This window comes from Achromobacter sp. FW305-C-28, assembly GCF_058783235.1.
On record NZ_JBYSYL010000003.1, the window covers coordinates 32,373 to 49,983 of the forward strand.

Here is a 17,611-nt window from a genome sequence, read left to right on the forward strand (position 1 = left end):
ACAAGGCGCGGCATCCTGCGCCACCGTATAAATCACACCATGCAAGGGGAATTCAATCATGGGTTATGCATTGCCGAAGTTCGCCGCGGCGCTGGTCGCGGCATTGGGAATCAGCGTGGGCGCCCAGGCGGCGCAGACGGGCTATCCGAACAAGCCGATCACGCTGGTGGTGCCCTTCGCCCCGGGGGGCACGGTGAACCTGATGGGGCGCCTGTTGGCCAACCATATGTCGGAAAAGCTGGGCCAGACGGTCATCGTCGAGAACAAGCCGGGCGGGGGCGGCAGCATCGGGGCCAATTTCGTGTCCAAGGCAGCGCCGGACGGCTACACGCTGCTGCTGGCGACGATGGGGCAGCAGTCGATTCTGCCGCTCTTGTCCAAGAACCTGCCGTACAACGCCGACAAGGATTTCGCGCCGGTGGCGCTGTTCTCGACGGTGCCCAATGTGCTGGCGGTGTCCAAGGACGCGCCGGCCGCCACGGTGGCGGAATTGGTGGCGTACGGCCGCGCCAATCCGGGCAAGCTGAACATGGCGTCGGCGGGCATGGGCTCGGTCAATCACCTGACCGGCGAGCTCTTCATGTTCCGCTCGGGCGCCAAGTTCGAGCACGTGCCTTACCGTGGGGCGGGGCCGGCCACGTCGGACCTGCTGTCAGGCCAGGTGCAGGTGCTGTTCGCCAATCTGCCCAATGTGCTGCCCTACGTGAAGACGGGCCAGGTGCGGGTGTTGGCGGTGGCCAGCGACAAGCGCAGCGCATCCATCAAGGACGTGCCGACGCTGGCGGAAGCGGGCGTGAAGGACGCGGTGGTCGAGTCCTGGTATGGCGTGATGGCGCCGGCAGGCACCGACCCGCAGGTGATCCGCAAGCTGCAGGACACGGTGATTGCGATTGCCAACGACAAGGCGCTGGTGGGGCAGCTGGCCGATCAGGGCGCAGTGCCGTACCCGGGCACCAGCGAAGACCTGGCCAAGCTGTCTTCTGAAGAGACCCGCCGGTGGAAGGAAATCATCGACAGCGCGAAGATCCAGCTCGATTGAAGCGCACGACGCCTGTTGCGCGGCGCGCGGGCAGCGGCGCAACGGGCGACGCCGCCCGCGCGGCGCCTGGCCTACAGGTCCATCACCATTTCATGCCAGGCCATGCCGCCATGGTCGGACGGCGACGGCCGCACGTAGCGGTAGCCCAGCTTGCGGTAGAGCTCGACGTGGCGTTCCTTGCACATCAGGTGGATGGTCTGCTTGCCCAATTGGCGGGCATTGTCGACGAAGGCGTGCATCAGCCGGGTGGAATAGCCCTTGCCCTGGTGGGCGGGGTCGACCACCACCGACATGATCACCACGTTGGGCGCATCCGGGTCGTGGCCGACCAGTTCCTTGAACGCCTCGTCGGACATGACCACGTCGTGGGCGCAGCCGCTGTTGATGAAGCCGACGATCTGGCCGTCGGCCTCCAGCAGCAGGAAGCCCTGGGGATATTGGGCGATGCGGGTGGCGATCTTGGCGTGGGTGGCGGCTTCGTCGCCTTCGTAGGCGGTGGTCTCGATCTGGAAGCAGCGGTCGACGTCGGCGGGTTGGGGCGGGCGGAATACCAGGTTGGGCATGGCGGTAGCGGTGCAGCAAAAAACGGGCAAGGGCGGTATGGTAGCCGGTTCGCCGGCCGGTGCCCGCTCCGGGGCCGGCCGACCGCGCCGCAGACAAAAAAAGCGCATTCCCCGGGGAGGGGGAATGCGCGAAATAGCTGTGTGGCGTCGCACGAGAAACCTGCTTGCGGCACCCCGCCGGCTTGCGGTACTTCGGCCCGAGTCCGCGAACTGCTGCGGGAACTCGCGGCCAGATTAGATACTGTTGGTCGCACGGCTATACCGTGCGTCTCAGTTTCAGGGTAATCCTCCGGGTATTTACTTTTTGTTATGCTCGGGACAGCCCAGCCTGCCGCCCACCGCGCAGCGACCTTCGAGCATGAACTCAAATGCTTTCCTGGCCGGCCTGCCGCCGTCCGCCACGTCCGATATCGTCCACCATCATTTCGATGTCGCGGCGCTGGCCCCCGAACGCCGTTTGCTGGCCTGGCGGGAACAGGTCGGCCACGTAGTGGATGTGCTGCCCACGCGTGATGCGCTGCAACAGCCCTTCAATGCCTCGATCGACCGCTTTCGGGTCGGCCCCCTGATGTTCACGGATTGCCGATCCGACGCCATGCGGCTGGAACGGTCGCTGGTGCGCATTTCACGCGACAACATCCGGGATTTCGCCTTCCATGTGTTCCTGGAAGGCAGCGTGGATGGCGTCGCCTTGCGCAATGGGTCGCGCACGCAGGACGAGGGCGGCGGGGTACGGGTGCTGGCCGTGGACCTCGGCCAGCCCGTGCGGATGCACCGCCATGCCTGCCGCATGCTGACGTTTTTCGTGCCGGCGGACAGGGTGCTGGAGGTATTTCCGGACCCGCAGGCGTTGCATGGCCGGATGCTGCGAGACGCCACGCCGCTGGCCCGGCTGGCTCTGCGGCAGGCGGCCGCGCTGGGACAGGCGGTGCGCGGCTTGAGCGCGGCGCAGGCCCAGGACGACATCAGCGCCTGCGTGCGGCTGCTGCTGGCCGCGTTCGGCAAGGACGCGCGCCTGTCGGGCAATGCCCGGGCGGCGGCGCGGGCCGCGATGTTCGGCGAGGTGCGGCGCTACATCCAGGCCAATCTGCACCAGGCCGGACTGACGCCGGAATCCGTGGTGCAGGCGCTGCAATTGCCTCGGCCCACGGTGTACCGGATGTTCCAGCACGAAGGCGGGCTGGGCGCCTACATCCGCCACCTGCGGCTACAGCTGGCGGCCGAGGAACTGGTGCGCTATCCGCACCTGACGGTGATGGAAATCGCGTACGGACTGGGGTTCGGCAGCGCGTCGGACTTTACCCGGGCGTTCCGGCGCGCCTACGACATGGCGCCGCAGGAATTCCGCGAGCAATCGTGGCGGTGGCCGGAACCGGCGAAGCAGCTGGCGTAGTGCAATGCCATCGGCGAAGGCGCGCTGGCGGGCGTTCTGACCGCCTGTCTTGTTGCGGGCAGACTATGGCGCGCGGACTATTGCGCGCAGACCTGCCGCACGCACTCCCTCAGCCAGCGGTGCCCGGGATCGGCGTCCATGCGCGGATGCCACAGCATGGACACGGTGATGTCCGGCGTGTCGACGGGCAGCGCGAAGCTGCGCATGCCGGCGCGCAGGTTGCCGGTGTGGCGTTCGGGCACGCTGGCGATGAGATCGGTGCCGCGGGCTAGCGTCAGCGCGTCGGAAAAACCGGCCACGATGGTGGCGATCTGGCGGGTCAGGCCCAGTGACGCCAGGGCCTCGTCGATGGGGCCCTTGTCCAGCCCGCGCCGCGATACCAGCACGTGCTGGCCGGCGGCGTAGCGGGCTGGCGTGATCTTGCCTCTGGCCAGCGGGTGATCGGCGCGCACGGCGCCGATGAACTTATCGCGGAACAGCGCGCGCGTGCGGATTTCGGGGCTGCTGGCGGCGCCGACCACGCCGGTTTCCAGATCCACGGTGCCATCGCGCAGCGGCGCGCTGTTCTTGTCGGACTTGGCGACAAAGCGCAGCGTGACGCCGGGCGCCTCGCGGCCCGCCAACGCGATGAGGGCGGCGCCGAAATTCTCCACGAAGCCGTCGCTGGTGCGCAGCGTGAACGTGCGCGCCAGCCGGGACGGGTCCAGCAATTCGGCGGGGCGCAGCACGGCGTGGGCTTGCTGCACCAGGCGGGCCACCTGCTCGCGCAGTTCCATGGCGCGCGGCGTGGGCACCAGGCCGCGGCCGGCCCGCACCAGCAGGGGGTCGCCCGTGGTGTCGCGCAGGCGTGCCAGCGCCCGGCTCATGGCCGAGGGGCTCAGATGCAGGCGGCGCGCGGCGCGCGCCACGTTGCCTTCGGCCAGCAGCACGTCCAGCGTCAGCAGCAGGTTGAGGTCGGGGTGGGGCATGGCGCGACGTTATCACGGCAGGCGCGAAAGATGGCGTTTGGTGCACGTATAAAGTGCAAATGCTGCGCCTTCCGCCAGGGTTCGGACGGCCATAAGCTGGGGGTCACGGTCTGCCCGGCGTACGGAGGGCGGCCTTTTTCGATGCCCGTCTTCGCAGAAAACCATGTCGCAAACTTTGTCGAACCCGAACCCGAACCCGAACCCGAACCCGAACCCGAACCCGAACCCGAACCCGAACCCGAACCCGAACCCGAACCCGAGCCTGACCGCCGCCGCCGCCCCGCACACCGCCTGGGCCTTGGCCAGCCTGGCGCTCTCCTTGCTGCTGGCGTCCCTGGGCACCAGCAGCGCCAACGTGGGTTTGCCCGCATTGGCGCAGGCCTTCTCCGCGCCGTTCCCGCAAGTGCAGTGGATCGTGCTGGCCTACCTGGTGGCGATCACGGTCTGCGTGGTCGGCGCCGGCCGTCTGGGGGACCAATGGGGGCGCAAGCGCCTGTTGCTGTCGGGTATCGCGGTGTTCACCTTGGGATCGGCGCTATGCGGCCTGGCGCCCACGTTGGGGCTGCTGATCGCGGCGCGGGCCGTGCAAGGTGCGGGTGCGGCGGTGATGATGGCGCTGTCGATGGCCTTCGTGGGCGACATCCTGCCCCAGCACCGGATGGGCAGCGCGATGGGGCTGCTGGGCACCATGTCGGCGGTGGGCACCGCGCTGGGGCCGACGCTGGGCGGCGTGCTGATCGCGGCGCTGGGCTGGCGGTTCCTTTTCCTGGCAAACCTGCCGCTGGGCCTGCTGGGCATCCTCCTGGTGGCGCGCTTTCTGCCGGCGGATCGCCCCAGGACGTCGGGCGCGGGCTTCGATGTGGCCGGCACGATGTTGCTGGGGGTCACGCTGGCGGTCTATGCGCTGGCGATGACGCTGGGACGCGGCCAATTCGGCGCCTTGAATATTGCACTACTGCTGGCTGCAGTGGCGGGCGCATGGCTGTTCCTGCGGGTCCAGACCCGGGTGCCGGCCCCGCTGGTGCGCCTGGCCATGCTGCGTGAACGCGGCTTGGGGGAGGGGCTGGCCATGAACGCGCTGGTGTCGACGGTGATGATGGCGACGCTGGTGGTCGGCCCGTTCTACCTGACCCAGGCGCTGGGGCTGGGCGCGGCCGAGGCCGGCCTGGTGATGTCGGTGGGGCCGCTGATCAGCGCGGTGTGCGGCGTGCCGGCAGGGCGCCTGGTGGATCGCCTTGGCGCCGCGCGGATTGCGCGGCTGGGCCTGGCCGCCATGGTCTTAGGCGCGGCCTTGCTGGCGGCGTTGCCCGCCAGGCTGGGCGTGGCCGGGTATCTGGGACCGATCGTGGTGCTGACGATCGGCTATGCGGTGTTCCAGGCGGCCAACAATACCGGCGTCATGGCCGATGTGGACCCGCGCCAGCGCGGGCTGGTGTCGGGCATGCTGAGCCTGTCGCGCAACCTGGGGCTGGTCACGGGCGCGTCGGCCATGGGGGCGGTGTTTGCCCTGGCGGCGGGGGCGGTGGATCTGACCGCGGCGGCGCCTGGGGCGGTGGCGCGGGGAATGGGCGTGGCGTTTGGGGTGGCCGCGGCGCTGGCGGCCTGCGCCTGGGGAATCGGCGGGCGTCAGCGGCGCGGTTGAGCCGGGCTGTACCGGATAGCGCCGGCGCCATCGCCGAACCTGGCCGAAGCTGGCCCGGTCGGACGGGATCGGCCAGACCCCGGCGCTATCGGCGCGTGCGCCTGGGCCGCGCTACCAGCCGTTCGATGGCGGCGTCGTCGACGCCATCGGAGGCGCCGTCAAAGGTATCGGCATCGCGCAGTGCTTGCGGAAACACCAGGCCGGTGGCGCTTTCGATCCAGCTGATGGGCTTTTGCTGCAGCTTGAACAGCTTGTCGAAATGCAGCACTTCGAAGTCGATGCCGTCGACCAGCTTTTCCTGCGACAGGCGAAAACCCGTGGCTCGCAGCGCGCCGTCCGCGTCGAACCAGGCGACCACCTTGAAGTTGCTCAGCGCCACCTGCACCGAGCTGTAGACGGGGTCGCTGTTCAGGAACAGCGGGCCGCTGTAGACGCAGATGCGCGCGCTTTTGCCGGCTTCGCCTTCCACGCCCTGTTCCAGCAGCAGTTGTTCCAGCCGGCCCCATTGGCCGTGGTAGCCCATGACGGCGCGATTGAAGGCCGGCACCTGCGGCACGGCATTGGCATACGAGCAGGTCATGTCCGCGGCGGTCTTGGCAGCCTCCCTGGTCGGCCCCCACTCGGCGTCTTCGCGGCGCGACAGGTGGCCGCGGTCAAAGCCGCTCTTGGCATACCAGGCGTCGTCCAGCTGGGCGGCGTAGTCGATGCGGTTGTCGCGCAACCAGCGGTCCTTGCGGGTGCTGTTGTCCAGCTCGGCATAGCGCTGCTTGCCGTTGACGTTGAGGGCGCTGAGCACCGGCACGCGCCGCACGGCGTGCTGGATCGTGCTGAAGTGGTGGTACTTCAGCACGTAGTCGTTGGGGGCGTTGCCCTGCATCGCCAGCTTCTTGCGCAAGGCGGCGCTGGGGGCGGGCAGGGCAAGGCGCAGGCCCATGAACTGGTCGTCGTAGCCCAGGCAGGCCGAATAGTCCTGTTCGTCTTCGCGCTTGGTCTCGAAGGCTTGCGGCAGGGCTGTGGCCGGGTCGGCCAGCGTCTGCACCGAGACCGGCTGGCCGGCGCTGACGACGATACGGATATCAACGGCGGCGGGGGCGGGATTCGGGGCCGCGGCAGGGGCCGCCGCAGCAAGCCCCAGTTCCTGCGCGGGCAGCACCGGCAACGATGCGGCGGTGAAGGGCCGGGCGTTGGTGTAGGCAGGGCTGCGCAGGGTCTGGATCAAGGGATGCCGGTCGACGCCGCTGGCCGGCGACAGCAGGTAGCCGACGATGGCGCTGACACGAAAGCCGCGATTGCTGATCCACACCACGCGGGATTCATCGACGCGGCCGTTTTCGACGGGAATGGGCTGGCCGTCGCGGTCCAGGTAGTTGCCCGCGGCGTCTTTCCTGGCCACGCCGGCGCTGTGCAGGGCAATGACCTGCCATTCGTTGTTGAAGACGGCCGCGCCGCTGCTGCCCGGCGCGGTGTCGCTCTGGTAGATCAGCGCATCGGGCAGGCTGTTGTCGACGATTTCGTTGTTGCGCAGCGCCACTTGCTTTTCGCGGCCGTCGGGATGCTGCACGATGGTGGCGTAGTCGCCGGCGCCGGCCTTGCCCAGCGTGCCGTCCAGCACCAGGTAACCCTGGTCCGACAGACGCCGCTGGCCGCTCACATCCCGCGGCTTGACCGCCACCAGCGCCAGGTCCAGCGCGGCGTAGGTGTGCAGGAAGGTCTCCGGAGCCAGGGCATGGGCCACGGGTTCCTGGCGCCGGCCCAGCACGTCGTATTCGTACCCAAATTCGATCGCCGCGTCGTCGGCAAAGGCCGCGAATTCGGCGACCGTGGCGACCGGAAAGACGTGATGGTTGGTCAGCATCAGTTCGGGCGTGACCATGAAGCCGGTGGCGTAGGCGGCCCTGCGCGTGGTCTTGTCCAGGTAGCGGACCCGCCCGACCGAACGCGCATGCAGGTAGCCGGACAGCAGGTAATTGCTGGGCAGCAGGTCGTTGGTGCCGACGTAGCGTTCAAAGGCCAGGTCGGCGCTTTCGCGGGCGGTGGCCGACAGCATGGCGCGGCGCCGCTCGAAATGCACCGCGCCGTCCAGGTCGCGGGCCGACGCGGCCGCATTGCGCTGGCGCAGCGCGGTGACATCGTCGGCGCCGATGGGATACGCCGCTTCGGCTTGAGCAAGCAGTTCGACCGGCAGCTTCATGGGGGGCCTCCGCCAGGGCGGCGAAGCGGGGCTTCGCCTGGGTAGCGTCGAGCGTAGCGTGCGATCGATGACAGGAACATTGCCGAAAAGGCGGAGGCCGGGCGGACGAGACCTGGGGCAAGAACCGCCTTGCCGGCGGCTCGGCCACCCCTTATCGGCTACCGGTCTCGTAAATATCCCAGGCCTGCCTGGCATCCGCGTTGTCGTGAATCATCGCCATCAGCGCCCGCACTACCGCCGACGGATCGGCATGCTGGTACACGTTTCGGCCGTACACCAGCCCCACGGCGCCCTGGTCCAGCAGTTCACGCGACCGGCCAAAGACCTGGCGCAGGTCTTCGCGGCCGCCGCCGCGCACCAGCACCGGGCAGCGGGCGGCCTGCACCACGCGGTGAAAGTCCTGCGTGTGCGTGGTGGGGTCGGCCTTGACGATGTCGGCGCCCATTTCGCGCGCCAGCCGCACCAGCGTCACGATCTTTTCGGCGTCGCCATCGACCATGTAGCCGCCGCGCTCGGTGTGCGGCGCCATGACCAGCGGTTCGATCATCAGGGGCATGCCGTAGCGGTCGCAGTCGGCGCGCACGCGGGCGATGTTGGCCACGCATTGGCGAAACAGGTCGGGTTCGCCGGGCAGCATGAACAGGTTGACCACGACGCAGGCCGCATCCATCTGCACGGCGGGCAGCACGGGGTCTTGCTCGTTCTGCAGCACCGCCCACATGACGCGGTGGATGGTGGCGTTGTAGGGGTTGCCCATGTCCAGGCGCATCACCAGGGCGGGCTTGTCGCGGCCGGGCTGCTGTTGCAGCAGGTCGGCCTGGCCGTAGTTCAGCTGGATGGCGTCGGGGCCGGCGGCCAGCAGCTGGGCCATGACGGCGGGCATGTCTTGCAGCCCGGACAGGAAGCTGGGCTCGTTGCAGACGCCATGGTCCACGGCGATGTCCAGGCAGCGGCCGGCGTTCAGCAGGCGGTTCAGGCGGGCTTGTTTGAGAGACGGCATGAGGGCTCCGGGGGTCAGTCCAGCGGGATCAGTCCAGCGCTTGCAAGTGGCGCTGGGCGGCCGCGTCGATGGCGGCGATGTGGGTGGGGTCAAGGCGCAGCGCGGCGGCCCGGGCGTTCTGAGTCGCCTGTCGGGCGTCGCGGGCGCCGCAGAGCGCCACGGTGACGCCGCCGGGCCGGGTGGTCCAGGCGATCATCAGTTGCGACAGCGTGCAGTCCAACTGTTGCCGCAGCGGCTCCAGATCCTGGAAAAAGGCTTGCAGGCGAACGCGGTTGCCCGTGGAAAAGCGCGGGTTCCCGGCGCGCTGGTCGTCGCCGCCGAACTGGCGCGCCGGGTCGATGGGGCCAGCCAGCAAGCCCAGCGCCAGCGACGAATAGCCCAGGATGCCGACGCTATGCTCGCGGCACAGCGGCATCAGGGTGGATTCGATGTCGCGGTCGATCAGGCTGTAGCGTTCCTGTATGGCATCCACGGGGCCGTGGCGCAGGTACTCGGCCAAGGTAGCGGCTTCGACGTTGCTGACGCCGATGCCGCGGATCTTGCCCTGGCGCTTCAGGTCGAGCAGGGCATCCATGGTTTCGGCCACCGGCGTGGTGTCGTCCTGCCAGTGGGTGATGTACAGATCGATATAGTCGGTGCGCAGCCGCGCCAGGCTTTGCTCGATTTCATGAAAGATCGACGCGCGCCCCAGGTGGCGGTGCACGGCCTGGCCGTCTTCGTCAAAGAAGTGGCGGCCCTGGCGGGTGTGCCAGACCAGGCCGCACTTGGTGGCGATCACGGCCTGCTGACGGCGACCTTCCAGGGCCCGCCCGACCAGGTTTTCGGCGTGGCCCAGGCCATAGGCGGGGGCGGTGTCGATCAACTGCACGCCGGCATCGAGCGAAGCGCGAATGGCGTCGATGGCGGCGGCATCGTCGTTGCCGCCCCACATCCAGCCGCCCATGGCCCAGGTGCCCAGGCCCACGGTCTGGCAGCGGATGCCGGAGGTGCCCAGCGTGATCGTGTTCATCGGTGTCCTTTCTTGACGTTCATGAGATGGTCGACGGTGACGGCGCCGAGCAGAATCAGGCCTTTGACCACGTCCTGCCAGTACGGCGATACGTCCAGCAGGATCAGCGAGCTGGTCACCACCGACAGCAGCGCCAGGCCCAGCACGGCGCCCAGCACGGTGCCCGAGCCGCCTTTCAGGCTGGCCCCGCCGATGACGACGGCGGCGATGACGTTCAGTTCCATGCCGACGCCGAACGTGGGCGTGGCGGCGCCGAAGCGCGCGGTGTAGACCACGCCGGCCAGGCCCGCCAGCGCCGAGCACAGCACGGTGACCCAGAATTTCACGCGGCCGGTGCGGATGCCGGCATACAGCGCGGCCTTTTCGTTGCTGCCGGTGTAGAACACCTTGCGCAGCAGGGCCGAGCGGCGCAGGGCGAAGTCGCTGATGGCGACGATGGCGCCGAAGATCAGGATCACGGCGGGGATGCCGGCAATCGTGCCCTGGCCGATGAACTTGAACTGCGCCGGCAAGGAAAACAGCGATTGCGGCGTGCCCTGGGTGATGGCCAGGCACAGGCCGCGCACGATTACCATGAAAGCCAGTGACGCAATGAAGTGGGACAGACCGATGCGCGTGACGCAGCCGCCGATCATGGCGCCCACCGCGGCGCTGGCGGCAATGGCGGCCAGGCCCGCCGTCCAGGGGTCCAGCCCCATCAGGAACAACTTGCCGGTCACCACCATCGCCAGGCACACCACCGACCCCACCGAGAGGTCGATGCCGCCGACGATGACCAGGAAGGTCATGCCGACCACCACGATGCCCTCGATGGAAAACGACAGCAGCATCGCGCGCACGTTTTCCCAGGTCAGGAAGTGGGGCGAGGCGAAACTCATCACGATGCACAGCGCGGCAATGATCAGCAGCAGGCCGGCTTCGCGCAGGCTGGCCAGCCGGTGGCGCAGGCGCGGCGGCGCGTCGGCGGCCCGGGCGGGGGGCGTCAGCGCGGCGCTGGCGGATTGCGGGGAGGGTAGGTCGGTCATCATGCCGTCTCCTGTGCGCCCAGGCCCGAGGCCAGCCTGAGCAGCTTTTCTTCTGTCATGTCGGCGCGGGCCAGCTCGCCGGCCAGCCTGCCGTTGCGGATCACCAGCGCGCGGTCGCACAGGCCGATGATTTCGGGCAGTTCCGAAGAAATCACCACCACGCCCACACCCTGGTCGGCCAGTTCGCGCAGCAGGTGGTGGATTTCAGACTTGGCGCCCACGTCGACGCCGCGCGTGGGTTCATCCATCAGCAGCACCGCGGGGCGGGTGGCCAGCAGCTTGGCGATGGCCACCTTCTGCTGGTTGCCGCCCGACAGGCAGGCCGCATCCTGGCCCACGCTGGCCGCCTTGAGCTTGAGCCGCAAGCCCAGGTCGGCGGCCAACTGGCGTTCTGCCGTGCGCCGCAACAGGCCGAAGCGGCTGCTGATGCGGGCCAGCGCCATGGACGACACGTTCTGTTCGATCGGCATGTCCAGGAACAGGCCGGCGGCCTTGCGGTCTTCGCTGAGGTAGGCGATGCCATGGCGCAGCGCATCGGCGTAACGCCGCAGCCGCAGGGGCTTGCCGCGCAGGCTGACCGTGCCCTGGCGCGCGCGTCGCAGGCCGCAGACGGTTTCGGCCAGCTCGCTGCGGCCGGCGCCCATCAGCCCGGAAATGCCCAGGATCTCGCCGCGCCGCAGGCGGAACGAAATGCCATGCACGCGCGCGCCGTCGTCGATGTCCTGCACGTCCAGCAGGGTCTCGGGCGGCTGGGCGGTATCGGCCTGCCCGGGCGGGTAATAGTTGCCCAGGTCGCGTCCGACCATGCTGCGCACCAGGGCGTCCGGCGTCATGTCGGCAATGGCGGCGCAATGCACCTCGCGGCCATCGCGCAGCACGGTGACGCGGTCGCAGTGTTCGAAGATCTCGGCCATGCGATGGCTGATGTAGATGATGCCGATGCCCTGCGCCTTCAGTCCGTGCAGCACGCGGAACAGCGCGGCCGATTCCACTTCGGTCAGCGCCGCGGTGGGTTCGTCCAGGATCAGCACCTTGCAGTCCAGCGTCAGCGCGCGGGCGATCTCGACCAGTTGCTGGCGCGAGATGCCCAGTTGATCCACCCGCAGCGCCGGGTCGATGTCCTGGCCCAGGCGGCGCAGCACCTGCGTGGCGCGGCGGTTCAAGTCGGCGTAGTCCATCCAGGCGCCGGGCTGCGTATTGATGTGCGGCATGAACAGGTTTTCGGCCACGGTGGCATCGCCGCACAGCGCGATTTCCTGGTGCACCAGGCCGATGCCCAGCCGCATGGCATGAGCCGGCCCGTCGATGACCACCTGCCGGCCTTCAAGCAGGATGGCGCCGGCGTCGGGCGCATGGATGCCGTCGATGATTTTCATCAGCGTGGACTTGCCGGCGCCGTTCTCGCCGCACAGGGCATGGATTTCGCCCCGCTGCAGCGAGAAGCGCACGCCGGCCAGCGCCTGCGCCGCGCCGAAGCGCTTGCTGATGCCCTGCAGTTCCAGCAGGGGCGTGGCGGGCGTCATTCGTTGATGCCCTTGGTGCCGCGGCGCGCCAGGTACTTGTCCCAATAGAAGTCGTCGGCATTGGCCTTGCTGACGATGGACAGGCCGTTGTCCAGGAACGGCACGGCCATGGGGTTGCTGCCGTTGCGCTTGGCGTCGTTCATGGGGTCGATCAGTTGCTGATTGCGCGCCAGGAACAGCAGCATCATGCCCATGTAGCCCTGCACGCCCTGGTTGGGGTTGACCGAACCGTAGACCTCGCCGGACTTGATCATGTCCAGGATCTTGGCGTTGACGTCGCAGCACAGCACCTTGATGTTCTTCTTGGTCTCGATGCTGGCTTGCGCGGCGCCCAGCGCGGAGTTGGCCTCGGGCATGAACAGGGCGCCCAGGCCGGGATTGGCTTGCGCCAGGCTCAGCGTGGCCTGGTAGGCCTTGTTCGGATCCTGGTTGCTGGCCGCGCGGCCCACCAGTTTCATGCCGGGGTGCTTGGTCTTCATGCGGTTGATGAAGGCCGCGATGCGGCGGTCGTGGTTGTCCTGGCCGGGGTTTTCCAGCACCGCGTATTCGCCCTTGCCGCCCAACGCGGCGGCGATGGCGTCGGCGGCCTGCGCGCCTTCGCGGTCGTTGTCCGACGTGACGAAGGACACCCGCTTGGAGTTGGGCGAATCGGCGGCGAAGGTCACCACCGGAATGCCCATCGCGGCCGCGCGGTTGATGGGCTCGATGAAGGGGTCCGGGTTCATCGGGTGCAGCAGGATGCCGGCGGGCTTGCGCGCCAGTTCCTGCTCGAACGAGGCCAGCTGCTTGTTGACGTCGTACTCGGGCGTGCCCGAATAGCGGGTGCGCACGCCCAGCGACTGGCCCAGCTGCTTCATCATTTCGTACACCGGGAACCAGTACTCCACGCCCGACACCATCACGTTCATCACGTAGACGTCATTGGCGTTGCCGCGCAGCCCGGGGGCTTGCGGCGCGGCCTGCGCAAAGGCATTGGCGCTGGCCAGGCCCGCGCCCGCCGCCGCCACAGTCTTCAGGAAATCTCGTCTCATGTCTCCGCTCCTTTTATTGCATGGATGCAACCATCGGCCGTCTGGCCCGGGGAACCTGCCGATCGACCTGATTTGATCGATTCGTTGTTATGACATCGACAGCACTATAGGGCAGCCGAATTTTTTAGATTACTAGGGGAAACACTGCTATCCTGCCGAAAATTTCCGTAGACAATGTTATGACATGAGAACAGACATCTACCTCGGGATAGACATGGGCTCCACGGGCTTGAAGGCGGTTGCCTTCGAAGCCGGGAGCGGGGCCACCCTGGCGGCCGCGGGCGGGGCGCTGCCGTATCGGCAACTGCCGCAGGGTGGGTGCGAGTTGGCGGCCGACGCCATCGCGTCCGCGCTGGCGCATGCCTTGCAAGGCGTGGCGCGGCAGTTGGGCGAACGCCTGCGCGATCTGCGCGCGCTCAGTTGCACGGGCCACGGTGCGGGCCTGTATCTGCTGGACGACGGTGGCCGCTTGCTGGGCGCCAGCGCCGTGGCGTCGACCGACCAGCGCGCCGCGGCCCGCGCCCGCGCGCTGGGGCAGCGGCTGGGCGATGCGTTGTATGACGAGGTGGGTTGCCGACCGTGGTCGGGGCAGTCGTCGCTGATCGCCGCCGAGCGTTTCCAGGCCGATCCGGCGCTGCGCGGCCGCGTGCGGCACCTGCTGTTCGCCAAGGACTACCTGGCGTTCCTGCTGACCGGCCAGGTCGCCACCGATGCCAGCGACGCCAGCACGGCGGGCCTGTTGAATCTGAATACCGGCGCCTGGTCGGCAATGGCGTTCGAAGCCGCCGGGGTGGCCGACCTGCATGGGCAGGCGGCGCCTCTTCTCGTGGCCGGATCGGTGGTCGGGCAGGTGTCGGCGTCGGCCGCGGCGGCGTTCGGCCTGCCGGCGGGCGTGCCGGTGGCGATGGGCGCGATCGATCTGCTGGCATCGTTGCGGGCCGTGGGCGCCGAGCGCGTGGGCCACGCGGTGGCGGTGCTGGGCACCTGGTGCGTCAATGCCGTGGTGGCGCCCGCGCGCGAACCCAAGCCGCAGGTCGGCGCCATCGTGCGTTTCGGCGCCCCCGACCGCCGGCTGTATCTTGAGAACAGTCCTTCGTCGATGGCCAACCTGGCCTGGGCGGCGCGGGCGCTGCAATTTCCCGATGCGGCCGCGGTGGTCGACAGCGCGATGTCGGTACCCCTGGGGGCCGAGGGCCTGCGCTTTCTGCCGTTCATCAATGGCGGCAACTGGCCGCCGGGCGCCAGCGCCGGGTTCGTGGGCTTGCAAGGCCACCATAGTCGCGCCCATATGGCGCGGGCCGTGGTGGATGGCGTCGCGGCCTGGCATGCCTGGCACTTGAAGCGCCTGGCGGCACAGGGGCTGGGCGTGGCGGGCAGGGTGGCTGCGTTGGGTGGCGGTGCTCGCGATCGCCGCATGGCGCAACTGCTGGCCGGCCTGCTGGGCCACGCGGTGGAACGCTGCGGCGATGATGAAACCGGTGCCCGCGGCGCGGCGGGGTATGCGGCGCTGTCGCAGGGCGCCGATGATTGCCTGCCGGCGCCGTGCGAACGGGTCGAGCCGGACCCCGGCCAGCAGTCGGCGCATGCCGATTTCTACGCGCAATTCCATGCGCTGGTGGACAGCATGGCGCCGGCGTTCGGGCAGGTGACGGGAGCCGCGCGATGAGCGCCGCCGGTACGCCCGCAGCCGGTACGCCCGCCGCCGACACCCCATACTTGCGTCCCGCGCAGCTCGCCGGCCGCCACTTTTCCACCGTGATCGTCGGCGCCGGGGTCAACGGCGCGGGCGTCTTTCGCGACCTGTGTCTGCAAGGCGTGGACTGCCTGATCGTGGACAAGGGCGACATCGCCGCGGGCGCCAGCAGCGCGCCGTCACGCATGATCCACGGCGGCCTGCGCTACCTGGAAAGCGGCGCGTTTTCTCTGGTGGCCGAGGCCACGCGCGAACGCAACCTGCTCTTGCGCAACGCCGCCCACCTGGTGCGGCCGCTGGAAACCGTGGTGCCGCTGTCCAGCCGCTTCGGCGGTCTGGTGGGCAGCGTGCTGCGCTTTGCGGGCCTGCGCGCCTCGCCAGGCGCGCGCGGGCTGTGCGTGGTGGGGCTGGGGTTGCGCCTGTACGACCGCCTGGGCCGGCGCCAGCGCGTCATGCCGGAACACCGCATCGCGCGCGTGCCCGAGGCCGATGGCGCCTTGTTCGGCACGGCCGTGCGCTGGACGGCCACCTACTACGACGCCTGGATCCGCCACCCGGAGTGGCTGGTGCTGGAACTGATCCGCGACGGTCACCGCGACCAGCCCGCGTCCGTCGCGTCCAACTACTGCAGCGTCACGGCCTGCCAAGGGCGCGCCGTGACGTTGCGCGATGCCCTTACCGGCGAATCGGTGCAGGTCACGGCCGACACCGTGGTCAACGCCACCGGTGCGTGGCTGGACCGCTCTGCGAACGCACTGCAAGGCCAGGGTTCGCGCGTGATGGGCACCAAGGGCTCGCACCTGATCCTGGATCACCCGGCGCTGCGCGAGGCCTTGCGCGGCCGCATGGCGTACTTCGAGGCGTCCGACGGCCGGGTCTGCATCGTCTATCCCTTCCTGGACCGGGTGTTGGTCGGGTCGACTGACATTCCGGTGGATGATCCGGACCAGGCGGCCACCGATCCGGCCGAGATCGACTACCTGCTGGACGTGCTGCGCGAGGTGTTCCCGCGGCTGGATTTCGGCCGCGGCGACGTGGTCTACACTTACGTCGGCGTCAGGCCTTTGGCCCATTCGGATGCCGACAAGCCGGGCCAGATCTCGCGCGACCATGCGGTGGTGATCGACCCGCCGAACGCTTCGCGCGACGTGCCGCTGATCTGCCTGGTGGGTGGTAAATGGACCACCTTCCGCTCATTGGCGCAGTTGGCGGCCGACGCGGTGCTGGCGCAATTGGGCCGCGCCCGCGCGCATTCCACCGAACAGTTGGCCATCGGTGGCGGCGCCGGCATGCCGGCCGATGCCCCGGGGCTGGACCGTCTGCTCGATGCCATCCAGGCGGCCAGCGGCCTGGGCCGGACGCGCGTGGCCGAACTGGTCAGCCGGTATGGTTCTGGGGCGCAGGCGCTGGCGCGGGGTTTTGCGCACGAGGGCGATGCGCCGCTGCGGCATGCGCCGGAATACTCGGCCCCGGAAGTGCGTTTCCTGTGCCGCGATACCGCCGTGCAGCACCTGGCCGACCTGGTCATCCGCCGCACGCTGCTGGCCATCCGCGGCCGCATGACCGGGGCGCTGGCGGCCGAGCTGGCCGGCATTGCCGCGGCCGAGCTGGGCTGGAGCCCCGCGCGCCGCGACGCCGAATTGCAGGCCTGCATCGCCACCTTGCGCGATCGGCACTTTGTTTTGTTTCCTGTTTCGATTTCCAGTTCCGTCACGATATGAGCAGCCCGACCCCGACCGAAGACACCGTACTGGACCGCAGCGCGGGCGCCCCGTTGTGGGCGCAGTTCCGCGATGTGGTGCGCGGCAAGATCCTGCAAGGCGAACTGGCCGTCGGCGCCAAACTGCCGACCGAAGCCGAGTTCGGCGAGCAATACGGCATTTCGCGCATCGTGGTGCGCGAAGCCCTGGCCGACCTGGTGCGCAATGGCCTGATCTACAAGATCCGCGGGCAGGGCGCCTTTGTGTCGGCGCGCGAACGCGACGAGGATTTCGTCTCGACGGTGCTGGGCTTCTCGGATGAAATGGAGCGCAAGGGCCGCACGGTGCGCACCCGGGTGCTATTGCAAGAACTGCGTGCGCCCACCGCGCGCGAGGCCACGTCGCTGGGCCTGGCCGACGACGCGCAGGTGGTTGCGCTGAAACGCCTGCGCAGCGTGGACGGCGAATTGCAGCTGCTGGTGGAAACCGCGGTGCCCGCGGATCTGGCGCCGGGGCTGAACCGCACCCGGCTGGAAAATCGTTCACTGTATGACGTGCTGCGTCGCCAGTACGGCCTGCGCATCGTGCGCGCCGAGCGCTGGATCGACGCGGTGCTGCCCGACGCCGACACCTGCGCGCTGCTGGGCATGACCGAGCCCGAGCCGCTGCTGCGCATCGAGTCGATTGCGTACGGCGCCAATGGCCGGCCGCTGGAACACTACCGCGCGCTGCACCGCTGCCAGACCAGCCGGTTGCACGTGCAGACGACCACCTGACCGGTTCCGCCGAGCCCTTCTTTGACGGGAGGGCGCCGGCGCCGCGGCGGGCGCGGTG

The 17,611-nt window shown here is 68.8% G+C and carries 14 protein-coding genes; 6 read left to right on the plus strand and 8 right to left on the minus strand.

Annotation, left to right across the window (positions count from 1 at the left end; translation table 11 throughout):
- The first annotated feature begins 58 nt into the window (after positions 1-58).
- A complete protein-coding gene (locus AC3WMR_RS09000; protein ID WP_492266419.1) occupies positions 59-1,039 on the plus strand; it encodes a Bug family tripartite tricarboxylate transporter substrate binding protein in 981 nt (326 codons plus the stop codon).
- A gap of 71 nt (positions 1,040-1,110) precedes the next feature.
- Here the strand turns inward: AC3WMR_RS09000 and AC3WMR_RS09005 are convergent, their stop codons facing one another.
- Entirely contained in the window at positions 1,111-1,602 is a 492-nt protein-coding gene (locus AC3WMR_RS09005; RefSeq protein WP_025140700.1) for a GNAT family N-acetyltransferase, read from the minus strand.
- A 358-nt stretch (positions 1,603-1,960) separates the two neighbouring features.
- On the opposite strand from AC3WMR_RS09005, the gene AC3WMR_RS09010 reads away from it, so the two are divergent.
- Positions 1,961-2,995 (plus strand): helix-turn-helix transcriptional regulator, encoded by a 1,035-nt coding sequence (locus tag AC3WMR_RS09010; protein ID WP_492266420.1) that lies wholly within the window; start codon positions 1,961-1,963, stop codon positions 2,993-2,995.
- Positions 2,996-3,072: 77 nt separating this feature from the next.
- Here AC3WMR_RS09010 and AC3WMR_RS09015 read toward each other — a convergent pair whose 3' ends face one another.
- Positions 3,073-3,963: a LysR family transcriptional regulator gene (locus AC3WMR_RS09015; RefSeq protein WP_492266421.1), complete on the minus strand. Its 891-nt coding sequence runs from the start codon at positions 3,961-3,963 to the stop codon at positions 3,073-3,075.
- Positions 3,964-4,126: 163 nt separating this feature from the next.
- Here AC3WMR_RS09015 and AC3WMR_RS09020 point away from each other — a divergent pair, with 163 nt between their 5' ends.
- The gene (locus AC3WMR_RS09020; protein ID WP_492266422.1) at positions 4,127-5,605 is read left to right on the plus strand and encodes an MFS transporter; all 1,479 of its coding nucleotides are present in this window, start codon (positions 4,127-4,129) and stop codon (positions 5,603-5,605) included.
- A gap of 85 nt (positions 5,606-5,690) precedes the next feature.
- On the opposite strand, the gene AC3WMR_RS09025 is transcribed toward AC3WMR_RS09020, so the two are convergent.
- The 6 genes from AC3WMR_RS09025 to AC3WMR_RS09050 form a co-directional block, all read right to left on the minus strand.
- Positions 5,691-7,796 carry a DNA/RNA non-specific endonuclease gene (locus AC3WMR_RS09025; protein ID WP_492266423.1) on the minus strand — a complete coding sequence of 702 codons (2,106 nt, stop codon included), beginning with the start codon at positions 7,794-7,796 and terminating at the stop codon, positions 5,691-5,693.
- A 151-nt stretch (positions 7,797-7,947) separates the two neighbouring features.
- The gene (locus AC3WMR_RS09030) at positions 7,948-8,796 is read right to left on the minus strand and encodes a class I fructose-bisphosphate aldolase (protein ID WP_492266424.1); all 849 of its coding nucleotides are present in this window, start codon (positions 8,794-8,796) and stop codon (positions 7,948-7,950) included.
- A gap of 28 nt (positions 8,797-8,824) precedes the next feature.
- The gene (locus tag AC3WMR_RS09035; RefSeq protein ID WP_492266425.1) at positions 8,825-9,805 is read right to left on the minus strand and encodes an aldo/keto reductase; all 981 of its coding nucleotides are present in this window, start codon (positions 9,803-9,805) and stop codon (positions 8,825-8,827) included.
- Positions 9,802-10,833, minus strand: a complete 1,032-nt coding sequence (locus tag AC3WMR_RS09040) for an ABC transporter permease (protein ID WP_492266426.1) — start codon at positions 10,831-10,833, stop codon at positions 9,802-9,804. Before AC3WMR_RS09040 ends, AC3WMR_RS09035 begins: the two co-directional genes overlap by 4 nt.
- Complete coding sequence (locus tag AC3WMR_RS09045) at positions 10,830-12,353, minus strand: sugar ABC transporter ATP-binding protein (protein WP_492266427.1); 1,524 nt, start codon at positions 12,351-12,353, stop codon at positions 10,830-10,832. The genes AC3WMR_RS09040 and AC3WMR_RS09045 overlap by 4 nt, the downstream gene beginning before the upstream one ends.
- The gene (locus AC3WMR_RS09050; RefSeq protein WP_025140691.1) at positions 12,350-13,384 is read right to left on the minus strand and encodes a substrate-binding domain-containing protein; all 1,035 of its coding nucleotides are present in this window, start codon (positions 13,382-13,384) and stop codon (positions 12,350-12,352) included. Before AC3WMR_RS09050 ends, AC3WMR_RS09045 begins: the two co-directional genes overlap by 4 nt.
- A 184-nt stretch (positions 13,385-13,568) precedes the next feature.
- On the opposite strand from AC3WMR_RS09050, the gene AC3WMR_RS09055 reads away from it, so the two are divergent.
- Genes AC3WMR_RS09055 through AC3WMR_RS09065 form a run of 3 tightly spaced genes read left to right on the plus strand, consistent with a single transcriptional unit; the run spans position 13,569 to position 17,553 of the window.
- Positions 13,569-15,050: an FGGY family carbohydrate kinase gene (locus tag AC3WMR_RS09055; RefSeq protein WP_492266428.1), complete on the plus strand. Its 1,482-nt coding sequence runs from the start codon at positions 13,569-13,571 to the stop codon at positions 15,048-15,050.
- Entirely contained in the window at positions 15,047-16,798 is a 1,752-nt protein-coding gene (locus tag AC3WMR_RS09060; protein ID WP_492266429.1) for a glycerol-3-phosphate dehydrogenase/oxidase, read from the plus strand. Before AC3WMR_RS09055 ends, AC3WMR_RS09060 begins: the two co-directional genes overlap by 4 nt.
- The gene (locus AC3WMR_RS09065; RefSeq protein WP_492266430.1) at positions 16,795-17,553 is read left to right on the plus strand and encodes a GntR family transcriptional regulator; all 759 of its coding nucleotides are present in this window, start codon (positions 16,795-16,797) and stop codon (positions 17,551-17,553) included. The genes AC3WMR_RS09060 and AC3WMR_RS09065 overlap by 4 nt, the downstream gene beginning before the upstream one ends.
- The last annotated feature ends 58 nt before the right edge of the window (positions 17,554-17,611 follow it).

What these genes read in the sequence shown, in the direction of transcription:
- AC3WMR_RS09060 (WP_492266429.1), top strand. Translation starts at nt 15,047, where the DNA reads ATGAGCGCCGCCGGTACGCCCGCAGCCGGTACGCCCGCCGCCGACACC.
- AC3WMR_RS09005 (WP_025140700.1), bottom strand. Translation starts at nt 1,602, where the DNA reads ATGCCCAACCTGGTATTCCGCCCGCCCCAACCCGCCGACGTCGACCGC.
- AC3WMR_RS09035 (WP_492266425.1), bottom strand. Translation starts at nt 9,805, where the DNA reads ATGAACACGATCACGCTGGGCACCTCCGGCATCCGCTGCCAGACCGTG.
- AC3WMR_RS09020 (WP_492266422.1), top strand. Translation starts at nt 4,127, where the DNA reads ATGTCGCAAACTTTGTCGAACCCGAACCCGAACCCGAACCCGAACCCG.
- AC3WMR_RS09000 (WP_492266419.1), top strand. Translation starts at nt 59, where the DNA reads ATGGGTTATGCATTGCCGAAGTTCGCCGCGGCGCTGGTCGCGGCATTG.
- AC3WMR_RS09015 (WP_492266421.1), bottom strand. Translation starts at nt 3,963, where the DNA reads ATGCCCCACCCCGACCTCAACCTGCTGCTGACGCTGGACGTGCTGCTG.
- AC3WMR_RS09040 (WP_492266426.1), bottom strand. Translation starts at nt 10,833, where the DNA reads ATGATGACCGACCTACCCTCCCCGCAATCCGCCAGCGCCGCGCTGACG.
- AC3WMR_RS09010 (WP_492266420.1), top strand. Translation starts at nt 1,961, where the DNA reads ATGAACTCAAATGCTTTCCTGGCCGGCCTGCCGCCGTCCGCCACGTCC.
- AC3WMR_RS09055 (WP_492266428.1), top strand. Translation starts at nt 13,569, where the DNA reads ATGAGAACAGACATCTACCTCGGGATAGACATGGGCTCCACGGGCTTG.
- AC3WMR_RS09050 (WP_025140691.1), bottom strand. Translation starts at nt 13,384, where the DNA reads ATGAGACGAGATTTCCTGAAGACTGTGGCGGCGGCGGGCGCGGGCCTG.
- AC3WMR_RS09030 (WP_492266424.1), bottom strand. Translation starts at nt 8,796, where the DNA reads ATGCCGTCTCTCAAACAAGCCCGCCTGAACCGCCTGCTGAACGCCGGC.
- AC3WMR_RS09045 (WP_492266427.1), bottom strand. Translation starts at nt 12,353, where the DNA reads ATGACGCCCGCCACGCCCCTGCTGGAACTGCAGGGCATCAGCAAGCGC.
- AC3WMR_RS09025 (WP_492266423.1), bottom strand. Translation starts at nt 7,796, where the DNA reads ATGAAGCTGCCGGTCGAACTGCTTGCTCAAGCCGAAGCGGCGTATCCC.
- AC3WMR_RS09065 (WP_492266430.1), top strand. Translation starts at nt 16,795, where the DNA reads ATGAGCAGCCCGACCCCGACCGAAGACACCGTACTGGACCGCAGCGCG.